General features: G+C 66.8%; 12 protein-coding genes. 6 read left to right on the forward strand and 6 right to left on the reverse strand.

Annotation, left to right across the window (positions count from 1 at the left end):
* Positions 1 to 18 precede the first annotated feature (18 nt).
* Positions 19 to 432 carry a VOC family protein gene (locus PKB_RS17275; protein ID WP_043253344.1) on the reverse strand — a complete coding sequence of 138 codons (414 nt, stop codon included), beginning with the start codon at positions 430 to 432 and terminating at the stop codon, positions 19 to 21.
* Between the two features lie 42 nt (positions 433 to 474).
* Entirely contained in the window at positions 475 to 1,014 is a 540-nt protein-coding gene (locus PKB_RS17280) for a histidine phosphatase family protein (protein WP_043253345.1), read from the reverse strand.
* A 187-nt stretch (positions 1,015 to 1,201) separates the two neighbouring features.
* Here PKB_RS17280 and PKB_RS17285 point away from each other — a divergent pair, with 187 nt between their 5' ends.
* The 5 genes from PKB_RS17285 to PKB_RS17305 all read left to right on the forward strand — a co-directional run bounded on the left by PKB_RS17285 (position 1,202) and on the right by PKB_RS17305 (position 5,359).
* Positions 1,202 to 1,417 carry a CbtB domain-containing protein gene (locus tag PKB_RS17285; RefSeq protein WP_043253346.1) on the forward strand — a complete coding sequence of 72 codons (216 nt, stop codon included), beginning with the start codon at positions 1,202 to 1,204 and terminating at the stop codon, positions 1,415 to 1,417.
* 14 nt (positions 1,418 to 1,431) lie between these two features.
* Positions 1,432 to 2,196: a CbtA family protein gene (locus PKB_RS17290; protein ID WP_084166668.1), complete on the forward strand. Its 765-nt coding sequence runs from the start codon at positions 1,432 to 1,434 to the stop codon at positions 2,194 to 2,196.
* Between the two features lie 132 nt (positions 2,197 to 2,328).
* Positions 2,329 to 2,925 carry a LemA family protein gene (locus PKB_RS17295; RefSeq protein WP_043253348.1) on the forward strand — a complete coding sequence of 199 codons (597 nt, stop codon included), beginning with the start codon at positions 2,329 to 2,331 and terminating at the stop codon, positions 2,923 to 2,925.
* A 15-nt stretch (positions 2,926 to 2,940) separates the two neighbouring features.
* Complete coding sequence (locus PKB_RS17300) at positions 2,941 to 4,875, forward strand: M48 family metallopeptidase (RefSeq protein WP_043253349.1); 1,935 nt, start codon at positions 2,941 to 2,943, stop codon at positions 4,873 to 4,875.
* Positions 4,876 to 4,984: 109 nt separating this feature from the next.
* Positions 4,985 to 5,359, forward strand: coding sequence for a 5-carboxymethyl-2-hydroxymuconate Delta-isomerase (locus tag PKB_RS17305; RefSeq protein WP_052355317.1), 375 nt, complete (start codon positions 4,985 to 4,987; stop codon positions 5,357 to 5,359).
* A gap of 60 nt (positions 5,360 to 5,419) precedes the next feature.
* Here PKB_RS17305 and PKB_RS17310 read toward each other — a convergent pair whose 3' ends face one another.
* From PKB_RS17310 to PKB_RS17320, 3 genes are all read right to left on the reverse strand, one after another.
* The gene (locus PKB_RS17310) at positions 5,420 to 6,802 is read right to left on the reverse strand and encodes an amino acid permease (RefSeq protein WP_156958042.1); all 1,383 of its coding nucleotides are present in this window, start codon (positions 6,800 to 6,802) and stop codon (positions 5,420 to 5,422) included.
* 296 nt (positions 6,803 to 7,098) lie between these two features.
* Entirely contained in the window at positions 7,099 to 7,782 is a 684-nt protein-coding gene (locus PKB_RS17315; RefSeq protein WP_043253351.1) for a class I SAM-dependent methyltransferase, read from the reverse strand.
* 550 nt (positions 7,783 to 8,332) lie between these two features.
* On the reverse strand, positions 8,333 to 8,563 hold the full coding sequence (locus PKB_RS17320) for a hypothetical protein (RefSeq protein ID WP_043253352.1): 231 nt from the start codon (positions 8,561 to 8,563) through the stop codon (positions 8,333 to 8,335).
* A 205-nt stretch (positions 8,564 to 8,768) separates the two neighbouring features.
* Here PKB_RS17320 and PKB_RS17325 point away from each other — a divergent pair, with 205 nt between their 5' ends.
* Positions 8,769 to 11,888: a transglycosylase domain-containing protein gene (locus PKB_RS17325; RefSeq protein ID WP_084166669.1), complete on the forward strand. Its 3,120-nt coding sequence runs from the start codon at positions 8,769 to 8,771 to the stop codon at positions 11,886 to 11,888.
* 191 nt (positions 11,889 to 12,079) lie between these two features.
* On the opposite strand, the gene PKB_RS17330 is transcribed toward PKB_RS17325, so the two are convergent.
* The gene (locus PKB_RS17330; protein ID WP_043253353.1) at positions 12,080 to 12,304 is read right to left on the reverse strand and encodes a VF530 family protein; all 225 of its coding nucleotides are present in this window, start codon (positions 12,302 to 12,304) and stop codon (positions 12,080 to 12,082) included.
* Positions 12,305 to 12,324 lie beyond the last annotated feature (20 nt).

Consider the following 12,324-nt stretch of genomic DNA (forward strand, 5'->3'; position numbering starts at 1 on the left):
GCCTTGCTCCTTACTCGTTCAATGCCAAGGGTCGTAGGTGCCGAAGCTCCACACATGCCCCTCGGGGTCGCGGCAGGTGAAGCCCTGGCCGCCGTAATCCTCGTCGCGAATGTCGATCACCATGCTCGCTCCGGCCTCGAGCGCGCGGCGGTACATGGCCTCGGCGTCGGCCACCACCAGGTACAGGCTCTGGGTGCAGCCGCCGACTTCGGCCGGGCTGTGCATCAGACGGCCGTATTCGTTGTCCACCGCCGAACCGAGCATCAGCATGCCGCTGCCGTCCGGCAGGCACAGCTGCGCGTGGGCGATGCCACCCTCGCCGTCGTCCACCACCAGCTGGCGGCGGAAGCCGAAGGTGTTGCACAGCCATTCGATGGCGGCCGGCGCGTCGCGGTAGCGCAGGCAGGGGATCAGGCTCGGGCGGTGGGACATGGCTCTCTCCAGGGCAGGCGCAAATGCTCACAGAGCATAGCCCTACAGGCGCACGCGCCAGCGACCGTTGAAGGTCAGGCGCAGCACCGCCAGCGGTTCGACGTCGATCGTGTTGAAGCCTTGCGCGCCGGCCCCGATCACGTGGAGCAAGGCTGCTCGCAGGACCGCAGGATGGGTGACCACGACGCTGTGCCCTTCCTCGCAAAAGCCGTCGAGCCAGGCGCCGACCCGCGCACACAACTGGGCCTGCGACTCGCCGCCGTGGGCCGTGCTGTCGGGGTTGCTCAGCCAGTCGGCCAGCGCCTCCGGTGGCAACTCGTCCAGGCCGTGCCCGCGCCAGGCGCCGTAGTCGCAATCGCGAAGCTCATCGAGCACCAGCGCCTCGCCCTGCCAGGCCGCGGCCGTCTGCCGGGCGCGCAGTTCCGGCGCGCAGAGCAGTCGGCGCGGGGCCCTCAGCTCGCCAACGCGCATCGCCAGCGCGGCTTCGTGATCGTGCTCCAGCGCCTCGTCGTCACGGGCGAAGCGGCCTTCGCGCTGCGCCCGGGTACGGGCATGGCAAACCAGACTCATGCGGATCGGCATTGAAATTCACTCCCATTCGGCGACGTCGAGGTTTACACTCCCCGGCGCTCTCGCAGCACATTGCAGCGGAAGGAAGCCGGTTCGAACCCGGCACGGTCGCGCCACTGTATTCGGTCCCTGGACTGAGAGTCAGACCCTTCCCCGCATCCACATCCACTTTCAGGACGCGCAATCCTAGGAGGTTTTCATGGCTCATTCAGCCACCCACGCCGATTCCGGCGTTTCCATTCCCGTCATCCCGTTGGGCGAACTGCTGCCCTGGGCCGTTTTCGGCGGCCTGCTGCTGGTGCTGGCGCTGTACTTCGTCGGCGCCGAACAAGGCGCCACCTCGATGTTCAAGGGTATGTACGTCCACGAGTTCGTGCACGACGGCCGCCACCTGCTGGGCTTCCCCTGCCACTGACCGGGGACACCCACATGACTGGAAAACTCCTGCTGCGCGGGATGCTCGTCGGCATCCTGGCAGGCCTGCTCGCCTTCGGTTTCGCCCGGGTCTTCGGGGAACCGGAGGTCGATCGCGCGATCGCCTTCGAGGAGATGGGCGCGGCCATGCACGAGGTCGAAGAAACGGCCAACGGCGTCGCTGCCCACAACCATGACCACGAAGAAGAACTGGTCAGCCGCGAAGTACAGGCCAGCTTCGGCCTGCTCACCGGCGTGGTGGTGTACAGCGCGTCCATGGGCGGTCTTTTCGCTCTGGTCTTCGCCTATGCCCTGGGCCGCGTCGGTCGCATCGGCCCACGCTCGCTCGGCGCGCTGCTGGCCCTGGCCGCCTTCGTCAGCCTGTACCTGGTGCCGAGCCTGAAGTACCCGGCCAATCCACCGTCGGTGGGCGATCCGGAAAGCATCCAGCGCCGCACCGCGTTGTTCTTCCTGATGATCGCCGTCTCCGTGGCCGCTGCCGCCATCGCGGTGAACTTCGCCCGCCGCCTGATCGCCCGGCACGGCGCCTGGACCGGCGCACTCGCCGGCGTAGCGCTGTACCTGCTGGTGTGCGCCGTCGCCGCCGGCCTGTTCCCCGCCGTGCGCGAAGTGCCGGCGGACTTCCCCGCCGACCTGCTCTGGCAGTTCCGCCTGGTTTCGCTGGGCATCCAGGCGATCCTCTGGAGCACCCTCGGGCTCGTCTTCGGCTGGTGGGTAGAGCGCAGCCTGGTCCGTCCGGGCCGCTACGCCCTGGCCTGAAACCTCTTCCCACGCTCACGGGCCTCTTCGGAGGCCCTCTTTTTGCGTCCCTCGCCGTGTGATCCAGCCACTTCCCTGCGGCAGGCTTTTCGCTATCATCGGCGCCTCCACTGATCGCGATAAGGACGTCCCATGTCAGTCTCCTCCCTGGTAACCGTTGCCATCCTGGCCGCCCTGCTGTTTGGCGCGATCGGCGCCTACAACCGCCTGGTGAGCCTGCGCGCACGTTACAAGAACGCCTTCGCGCAGATCGAGGTGCAGCTCAAGCGCCGCTACGACCTGATTCCCAACCTGGTGGAAACCGCCAAGGCCTACCTCAAGCACGAGCGCGAAACCCTGGAAGCCGTGATCGCCGCGCGCAACGCCGCAGTGGCCGGGCTCAAGGCCGCCGCCGCGCACCCCGGCGAAGCTGCTGGCGTGGCGCAGCTGACCAGCGCCGAAGGCGCGCTGGGTGGCGCCCTGGGCCGGCTCAACGTGACCATGGAGGCCTACCCGGACCTCAAGGCCTCGCAGAACATGCAGCAGCTCACCGAGGAGCTGTCGAGCACTGAGAACAAGGTCGCCTTCGCCCGCCAGGCCTACAACGACGCGGTGATGGAGTACAACACCTACCGCCAGTCCTTCCCCGCCGTGCTGCTGGCGCCGACCTTCGGCCACAAGACCGACGCCGCCCTGCTCGAATTCGCCGACAGCAAGCAGATCCAGGACGCTCCCAAGGTCACCTTCTGACGACCGGAGCCGCCGATGAACTTTTTCCAGCACCAGGACCGCGCCCGCCGCCAGACCGGGCGCCTGGTCCTGCTCCTGGCCATCGCAGTGACCTGCCTGGTGAGCATCACCACGCTGGTGCTCGGCTGGCTCTGGCGGCACATCGGCGAGCCGGGAACGCACTGGACCTCGCCGAACAACCTGTCCAACTTCGACCTCTACCTGGGCGTGGCCCTGGTGGTGGTGAGCGTCGTGGTGATCGCCGCGCTCTACAAGCAGAACCAGCTCAGCGCCGGCGGCCGCGCCGTGGCCGAGCGCCTGGGCGGCCGGCTGATCAGCCTCGACGCCAAGGGCCCGGACGAGCGCCGGGTGCTCAACGTGGTCGAGGAAATGGCCCTGGCATCGGGCACACCGGTGCCGCCGGTGTACCTGCTCGATGACGAGGCCATCAACGCCTTCGCCGCCGGCCTCACGCCGCGCGATGCGGTGATCGGCATCACCCGCGGGGCCATCGGCCTGCTCGACCGCGACGAGCTGCAGGGCGTGATCGCCCACGAGTTCAGCCACATCTATAACGGCGACATGCGCCTGAACACCCGCCTGGTGGCGCTGCTGCACGGCATCCTGGTGCTCGGGCTGATCGGCGAGACCGTCCTGCGCGGCTTCTGGAGCAGCGATTCGGGCAATGGTGCACGCGTTCGTGTCGGCGGCCGCAGCAATACCAGCACTGCCGCTGGCGATTCGGGCGGCGGCGCTGCCTTCGCGGTGATATTGGTGGCGGTCCTGGCCGGCGTGGCCCTCTGGATGCTCGGCTCGATCGGCAGCTTCTTCGGCAACCTGATCAAGGCCGCGGTGAACCGCCAGCGCGAATACCTCGCCGACGCCTCCGCCGTGCAGTTCACCCGCAACCCGGCCGGCATCGCCGGGGCGCTGAAGAAGATCGGCGGCCACGGTTCGCTGCTGGCCGCCCTGCACCGCGCCGAATTCAGCCACCTGTACTTCGGCGACGGCACGGGAGCCCACTGGTTCGGCTTCGACACCCACCCGCCGCTCAAGCAACGCATCCGCCGCATCGAGCCCAACTGGGACGGCCGCTACCCGAAGGTCGAGCCGCGCCTGGATACCCCGTTGCTCGACCGCGAAAGTTGGAATGCCGCGCTCAGCGGCTTTGCGCCGAGCGCAGCGCTGGCCTCGGTGGAAGCCATCGGCGAGCCCCGCGAAGAGCATCTGGAAGTCGCCCGCAGCACCCTGCACCAACTGGATGACCGTCTGCACAGCGCCGCCCGCACCATCGACGGCGCCCAGGCGCTGGTCTACGGCCTGCTGATGGACAGCGAGCCGGCGGCCCGCGACCAGCAGATGCAACTGATCAAGCAGCACCTGGACCTCGGCCCGGCCTTCCAGCTCGATCTTCTCGACGACGCCCTGCGCGCCCTCGATGCGGGCCAACGCCTGCCGCTGCTCGACCTCGCCATGCCGGCGCTGAAGCAGCTGGATACGCCGCAGTTCGAAACCCTGCGGCAGAACATGGCGCTGCTGATCAAGGCCGATGGCCGGGTGAAGCTGCTGGAGTGGACGTTGCTGCGCATCGTCGAGCGCAACCTGCGACCGGGCTCGGCGCGTATCGGCAACCTGCCGCTGGAGGACTTGCAGGAAGAAGCGGCGGTGCTGCTCAGCTTCCTCAGCGCCGTCGACGACGCCAGTGAACTGCACGCCGAACAGGCCTTCAGCGAAGCCTGGAGCGCATTGCCCTTCTCCCTGCGCCAACGCCCCGCGGCGGGCAAGTTGCGCGAGCTGGAAGTGGCGCTCCGGCGCCTGGTGCAACTGCGCCCGCTGCAGAAGCCGCAACTGCTCAAGGCCATGGCGCGCTGCATCGAATCCGACGGCCATATCAGCATCGCCGAGGCCGAGCTGCTGCGCGCAGTGGCCGACATCCTCGACTGCCCGATGCCGCCGCTGCTGGCGGCCTGATCGCCCCCTCGCGGACGCCGTCCGCCGAGGGGTGGAATACGTAGTCACCCGCATATTCTTCGCGCGGCTCCCCACCTAGGATGTCGGCTCCTCGAATAAGGACGCCGACATGCCGCACATCGCCATCGACTACACCGCCAACCTTGCCGGCGACCTCCAACCCCTCGGCCTTCCACGGAAACTCCACGAAGCCGCCCTGGCCCTCGGCGTATTTCCCCTGAACGGCCTGCGCACCTTCGCCCGCGCCATCGACCACTACCACGTCGGCGCCGACACTTGCGACGAAGCCTTCATTCAGATCCAGGTCCGCATCGCCCCTGGGCGCCCCGAGGAGTTGCGCCAGCGCATCGTCGACACGCTGTTCGCCACAGCCGAGCAGGCCCTCGCCACGCTCATCGACAAGCGCCCCGTCGGCCTGCAGTTGGAGATCACCGAGTTCGACCGCCGCCTGACCCGCATGGCCGGCAGCCTGCCGACGGCCTGAGCCGGCCGTGCAAAGAAAAAGGGCCTCCGAAGAGGCCCCTTTCATTCGCTCAACCGAGCATCAGGCGCGGCTGGCAACGCTGCCCTGCTCGCCTTTGGGAGCCAGGTTCAGCGCGTAGTACAGCACCACCAGCAGGACCAGGAAGGCCGGGCCGATGTAGAGGGCGATGCGGGTGTCCTCGAAGAACGCCATCAGCGCCACCACCAGCACCAGGAAGGCCATGGCCAGGTAGGAGCTGAGCGGGTACAGCCACATCCTGAACTGCAGCTTGCCGGCTTCGGCCGGGGTCAGGCCGCGACGGAACTTCAGTTGCGCCAGCAGGATCATGGCCCAGGTCCAGATCGCGCCGAAGGTGGCGATGGAGGTCACCCAGGTGAACACCTTTTCCGGTACCAGGTAGTTCAGCAGCACGCCGAACAGCAGGGCGACGATCGACAGGATCAACGCATTGCGCGGCACACCGCCCTTGGAAGTCTTGGCGAAGACAGCCGGCGCCTGGCCGTGCTGGGCGAGGCTGTAGAGCATGCGCCCGGTGCTGAAGATGCCGCCATTGCAGGACGACAGCGCGGCGGTGATCACCACAAAGTTGATGATGCCGGCGGCGGTCCTGATGCCCAGGCGCTCGAAGGTCATCACGAAGGGGCTGCCCTGGGTGCCGATCTCGTTCCATGGGTAGATCGACATGATCACGAAGAGCGCGCCGACGTAGAACAGCACGATGCGCCAGAACACCGAGTTGATCGCCCCGGGAATGGTCTTCTGTGGGTTCTTCGCTTCACCGGCGGTGAGGCCGATCATCTCCACGCCGAGGTAGGCGAACATCACCATCTGCAGCGACATCAGCACACCGCCGATGCCATGGGGCATGAAGCCGCCGTTGCTCCAAAGGTTGCCGATGCCGGTGGCGATACCGCCGTTGCCCAGGCCGAAGACGATCATGCCGCCGCCGACCAGGATCAGCGCGAGGATGGTGACGATCTTGATCAGGGCGAACCAGAACTCGAACTCGCCGAAGGCGCGCACGGCGATCAGGTTGATGGTGCCCATGCTCGCCAGGGCCGCCAGGGCCCAGATCCAGCGCGGCACCTCGGGGAACCAGATGCCCATGTAGATGGCCACCGCGGTGATCTCCGCGACGCAGGTCACCAGCCAGAGGAACCAGTAGTTCCAGCCGGTCAGGTAGCCGGCCAGCGGGCCGAGATAGTCCTGGGCGTAACGCGCGAAGGAGCCGGCGACCGGGTTGTGCACGGCCATCTCGCCGAGGGCGCGCATGATCACCAGGATGGCCAGGCCGCCGATGATGTAGGAGAGCATGATGGCCGGGCCGGCCATCTGGATGGCCTTCGCCGAACCGAGGAACAGGCCGACGCCGATGCAGGCGCCCAGCGCCATGAGTCGGATGTGCCGTTCGTTGAGATCCCGTTGCAGATCGTGGGACGACATGTTGAAGCAACCTCGTATTGTTGTTGGTCGTATCAGCGGCGACTCGGAGGTGCGGTCGGGATGAGGAACGCCGGTCGAGGAAAAAAGCCGGCCGCCGCACCCGAGGGCGCGGAAGAGGATTCATTCATCGAGAGTGTTCCAGGACTGCACACCGGAAGAGGCTGTCCACCCTCGTGGGGCGGACGTGGGCATTGCGGGAGATAGCCACTGAGGTCGGCGCGGAGTGTTGCACAGCTTCGCCGGGACGTCTGCCCCTTTATGGTGCGAGTGAGACCATTGACGTAGACGCCTCGCGCTTAGCTGGCGCTCGCCTCGACCGCCACCAGCAACAGCGAGCAGGCAAGGCCGGTATCGGGCCGACGCGGCTCGCGCAACGCCTGCAAGGTCCAGCCGCCCGCATGCAGCGCCGCCAGCCACGACTCGAAGGTGCGGAAGTACCAGGGCATGGGCTCGGCGAACTCGTCGCCGAAGGCCGCGAAGGTCTCCAGGCGCCAGCCATCCGCATACGGCTCGTCGCCGCAGGCGGCCCAGGGATGCAGGGTCTGGATCAACAGGCGACCGCCCGGCGCGAGGTAGCGATGCAATGCATCGAGCAGCGGAGCGAGGTCCTCCGCGAAGAGCGCGAAGTTGCACACCAGCGCATCGAACCGCCCAAGCCCGGCGCCCTCCTCACCCAGCAATTGCTCCTGCGACAGCACCTCGTAGCGACCGCCGCCACCCTGCCGCGCCTGCTCGATCAACGGCGCGGAAGCATCGATGCCAACCGTCTCGCAACCCCGCTCCGCCAGCACCCGGCACAACCAGCCTTCGCCGCAGCCGATATCCAGCACCCGCCTGGGCGAGCCCTGCAGCACGGCCTCGACGATGGCGTCATCGGTGACCAGCCGCCGACTCTCGATGCGCTGCTCGCGCACAGCGCGGGCCCAGGCCTCGGCGTTGCGTTGCCAGCTGCGTTGAATCTGGGCGGTTTTGTCTCCCATGGAGGGGCTCCGAATCGGTGAAAGTGACCGGGGCATTCTAGGTGGGACGTGCGGTTTTCGTACGGGCGCGCGGTGCGCGCCATTCGCGGATGAGATCCGCTCCTACAGGGAAAACACTGTGCCGTGCGGTTCGCGAGCAAGGACTAGGCGTCCCCCTCGATCCTACGAAAAGCCGCAGCACTGCTCTTGCCTTGAAGACTTCCAGAGGACATTCCCGCGCACCGGGCCGCCCCTTACAGGAGGCCGAGCAAAGCCCACGCAGAGGAGGTCATGCGACATGGATGTCGCAAGAGCCGTCGTGAGTACAGGGACGTGCTCTCGACGGCGTGCCTCCGGGTGCGAGGGAATGTGCGAGGGAAGTCCGGCTCCGCCGGACCCGTATGTCGGGGCAAGACTTTTGCCTACTTTGTGTCGACTGACAAAGTAGGTCGCCCGAGGGGGCGAAACTAGAAACATCCGAATACACCGAAGCGCCGCGCTACACCCAAACTAGACATTGGGTCCCCGCGTTCGCGTGGAAGACGAGGACGTGCAGGAGCGAGAACCGCACCTACATCCCCTTCGGCACCGCCAACCCCTTGGTCGAAGGCCCAGTGTGCAGCGGTTGCCGACAGCCGGCATCGCTGAACGGCCCCGACAACTTCGACCAGCCGTCGCCTGGCGACGTCTGGCTGCAGGTCAGCTTCCCGTTGAGGCGACTCTGCCAGAGGTAGAACGGCATGGGTGCGGCCTGCGCCACCAGGCACGCCAGCAGGGTCGAGAGCAGCAACAACGGGCGCATCGGACAATTCCTGGTTCTTTGGTCAGGCATTCCTACCACTTGGCTGTAAGAAAGCAACGCATCTCGCAGAATTTTATACGCCTACTACGCTCAAACATTGTAGGAAGCCGCTGTCAGAGGGCTTACGCGGCATCGGGATGGATGCCGGTCATCACGTCGGCGGAGTCCACTTACTCAGGCTGGTAAAGCATGGGCAGGTCGTGAAATGGAGCATTCGGTGAGTTCCGGTCAACAGCAGTCTCAACCGGGCAGCCCGGAGCCCGGCTTTACCCCGAAAAAAAACCACCACCATCATCCCCACCGATTCCTTCTCCTGTTCCTGTTCGTCCTGCCGCTGCTCGCGGCCCTGGGCGCCGCCCTGCTCTATGAGGCGCGCACGTCCAAGCTGCAGGCACGCGAACTGGCGCGGCTGGCTGGGAACCTGACCTGGCAGGTCGCCGCCGGCGCCAGCGACCAGATCAACTACCCCACCGCCGGTCCCTTCGACCGCCGCCTGGGCTACCAGCAGCTGCCGCAGTTCCTGCAACGCCTGCACGACCGCAACTTCGTCACCCTCGACCAGGCGCGCTTCTCGCCGACGCTGATGCAGTACACCGGTTACGGCATGTTCCCGCCCTATGCGGAGAAGGCCCAGGCCGGCGTCGATATCAGCGACTGCCGCGGCCTGCCGATCTACAACTTCCGCTACCCGCAGCGGCTCTACGCCAGCTACGACGCGGTGGCGCCGATGATCGTCAACAGCTTGCTGTTCATCGAGAACCGCGACCTGCTCGACCCGCAGCGGCCCTACCTCAACCCGGCCATCGACTGGAGCCGCTTCACCCAGGCCGCCCTGGCCCAGGTCGGGCACTTGATCGGCCTGGGCAACCACGCTCCTGGCGGCAGCACCCTGGCCACGCAGATCGAGAAGTACCGCCATTCGGTGGACGGCCGCACCAACTCCATCCGCGACAAGCTACGGCAGATGGCCTCTGCCAGCGTGCGGGCCTACCAGGGCGGCGCGGAGAACCTGGCGGCACGGCGCAATGTGGTGCTCACCTACCTGAACTCGGTGCCGCTGTCGGCGCAGCCCGGCTATGGCGAGGTCAGCGGCCTGCCGGACGGCCTGTGGATCTGGTACGGCGCCGACTTCCAGGAGGTCAACCGCCTGCTCTCCGTGCCGGTCGGTGCTGCCAGCCTGGACGCCCAGGGCAAGGCGCTGCGCCAGGTGGTCTCGCTGATGATCGCCCACCGCCGGCCTTCCTATTACCTAGCGCGTGGTCGCCAATCGCTGAACGTGCTGACCGACAGCCACCTGCGCGTGCTCGCCCAGGCCGGCATCATCACCCCGGCGCTGCGTGACGCCGCGCTGGACCAGCAACTGGCCTTCCGCGACCCGCAGAACGAGCCGACGGTACAGCCGCTGGAGCCGAACAAGGGCGTGACCCTGGCGCGCACCCGCCTGGCCGGGATGCTCGATGTGCCGCTGTACGACCTCGACCGCCTGGACATGACCTTCAGCACCACCCTGCAGGACGATCTGCAGAACAAGATCAGCGGCTACCTCAAGCACCTGGCCGACCCTGATTTCGCCGATTCCATCGGGCTGTTCGGCGAGCACCTGCTGTCCAAGGACAAGACTGCCGACGTGAACTACAGCTTCACCCTTTTCGAACGCACTCCCGACGGCAACCGCGTGCGCGTGCAGACCGACAACACCGACCAGCCCTTCGACATCAATGAAGGCAGCAAGCTGGAACTCGGCTCGACGGCCAAGCTGCGCGTGCTCTCCAATTACCTGGAAGTGGTCGCCGGCCTGTACCGCGACCTCAACGGCAAGCCCGCCGCCGAACTGCGCAAGGTGCCAGTGGAGCCGCTGGACGCCATCAGCCGCTGGTCCGTCGACTACCTGATCGCCAACCCGAAGAGCGACCTCTCGGCAATGCTTGCCGCCGCGCTGCAGCGCAAGTATTCCGCCAGCCCCTACGAGAGCTTCTTCACCGGCGGCGGCGTGCACACCTTCCACAACTTCCGCAAGGAGGACAACGGCCGCATCCCTACCCTGCTCGAAGCCCTGCGCGAGTCGATCAACCTGCCCTTCGTGCGCCTGCTGCGCGACCTGGTGCGCCACGACATGTACCAGAACGCCGGCGCCAAGGTGGCGCTGCTGCAGGACGACAAGGACCCGCGCCGGCAGGTCTATCTCGACCGTTTCGTCGACCACGAGAGCCAGGTCTACCTGCTGCGTTTCTGGCAGAAGTACCGCGGCAAGACTCCTGACGACCGCCTCGACACCTTCCTCGACGGCCTGCGCGCCTGGCCGGTGCGGCTGGCAGCAATACACCGCTACCTGCAGCCGAACGCCGACGAGGCGACCTTCGCCGCCTTCGTCCAGGACCGTCTGAAACAGGGCCACTACGTCGGCGAGAAAGTCACCGACAAGCGCATGGACGACCTCTACAAACGCTACGGACCGGGCGCCTACGACCTCAACGACCAGGGCTACGTGGCCCGCGTGCACCCGCTGGAGCTGTGGCTGCTCGGCTTCCTGCAACGCCAGCCGCAGGCCACCTTCGCCGACGCCGTGGCGGCCAGCAATGCCGAGCGCCGGCAGGTCTACGGCTGGCTGTACAAGTCGCGCTACAAGGGTGCCCGCGACAAGCGCATCCGCATCATGCTGGAGGTCGAGGCCTTCCTCGACATCCACCAGCAGTGGAAACAGTTGGGCTATCCGTTCGATCACCTGGTGCCGTCGCTGGCCACCGCCCTGGGCAGCTCCGGGGACCGTCCGGCGGCGCTGGCCGAGTTGATGGGGATCATCCTCAACGACGGCATCCGCCTGCCGACCCTGCGCATCGACAACCTGCACTTCGCCGCCGGCACGCCCTACGAGGTGAGCCTGGCGCCGGAAGCCAACGTCGGTCGTCGGGTGATGACCTCGGAAGTCGCCAGCACCCTGCGCGAAGCGCTTTCGCAGGTGGTCGACCAGGGCACCGCGCGGCGCCTGTCCGGTAGCTACAAGCTGGCCGACGGCACCCCGGTGGTGATGGGCGGCAAGACCGGTACCGGCGACAACCGCTTCGAGACCTTCACCCGCGGCGGCGGCGTGAAGAGCTCGAAATCGCTGAACCGCACCGCGACCTTCGTGTTCTACCTCGGCCCGCGGCACTTCGGCACCCTCACCGCCTACGTGGCGGGCAGCGAGGCGAGCAACTTCAAGTTCACCTCGGCGCTGCCGGTGCAAGTGCTCAAGGGCATGGCGCCGATGCTGCAGAGCTACCTGGAGCCGAACATCGCCACCGGCTGTCGCACGCCGCAGGCCACCCTCAGGGTGAGCGGGCTGTAACCGTCGCTGTTAGCTGGGCCCCCGCGTTCGCGGGGGTGACGGGAGTGTTGTGTAGCTCCGGAAGCGCAGGGCTGACATTGTAGGAGCGGATCTCATCCGCGAAACTCCTCCCTGTAGGAGCGGGCCACGCCCGCGATTCGCGGACAAGGTCCGCTCCTACGGGGTGCTCCGCGCCCTCCCCTCGCGCGAATCTACTTCCTGCCCTGCACCAGCTTCACGTAGAGCTTCTCCACCTGCTCGCGCGCCCAGGGCGTGCGGCGCAGGAAGGTCAGGCTGGACTTGATGCTCGGGTCGCTCTTGAAGCAGCGGATGTCCACCTGCTTCGCCAGGCCGTCCCAGCCGTAGGCCTGTACCAGGCGCTCGAGGATGGCCTGCAGGGTCATGCCGTGCAGCGGGTCTTTGGGTTTCTCGGTCATGGCGATGCCTTCGGCGGAAA

The organism is Pseudomonas knackmussii B13, assembly GCF_000689415.1.
Taxonomy (GTDB): Bacteria; Pseudomonadota; Gammaproteobacteria; order Pseudomonadales; family Pseudomonadaceae; genus Pseudomonas; species Pseudomonas knackmussii.

Coding starts and splice junctions, on each gene's coding strand:
- PKB_RS17330 (WP_043253353.1), bottom strand. CDS start 12,304: ATGACCGAGAAACCCAAAGACCCGCTGCACGGCATGACCCTGCAGGCC.
- PKB_RS17295 (WP_043253348.1), top strand. CDS start 2,329: ATGTCAGTCTCCTCCCTGGTAACCGTTGCCATCCTGGCCGCCCTGCTG.
- PKB_RS17275 (WP_043253344.1), bottom strand. CDS start 432: ATGTCCCACCGCCCGAGCCTGATCCCCTGCCTGCGCTACCGCGACGCG.
- PKB_RS17285 (WP_043253346.1), top strand. CDS start 1,202: ATGGCTCATTCAGCCACCCACGCCGATTCCGGCGTTTCCATTCCCGTC.
- PKB_RS17300 (WP_043253349.1), top strand. CDS start 2,941: ATGAACTTTTTCCAGCACCAGGACCGCGCCCGCCGCCAGACCGGGCGC.
- PKB_RS17315 (WP_043253351.1), bottom strand. CDS start 7,782: ATGGGAGACAAAACCGCCCAGATTCAACGCAGCTGGCAACGCAACGCC.
- PKB_RS17290 (WP_084166668.1), top strand. CDS start 1,432: ATGACTGGAAAACTCCTGCTGCGCGGGATGCTCGTCGGCATCCTGGCA.
- PKB_RS17305 (WP_052355317.1), top strand. CDS start 4,985: ATGCCGCACATCGCCATCGACTACACCGCCAACCTTGCCGGCGACCTC.
- PKB_RS17320 (WP_043253352.1), bottom strand. CDS start 8,563: ATGCGCCCGTTGTTGCTGCTCTCGACCCTGCTGGCGTGCCTGGTGGCG.
- PKB_RS17310 (WP_156958042.1), bottom strand. CDS start 6,802: ATGTCGTCCCACGATCTGCAACGGGATCTCAACGAACGGCACATCCGA.
- PKB_RS17325 (WP_084166669.1), top strand. CDS start 8,769: ATGGAGCATTCGGTGAGTTCCGGTCAACAGCAGTCTCAACCGGGCAGC.
- PKB_RS17280 (WP_043253345.1), bottom strand. CDS start 1,014: ATGCCGATCCGCATGAGTCTGGTTTGCCATGCCCGTACCCGGGCGCAG.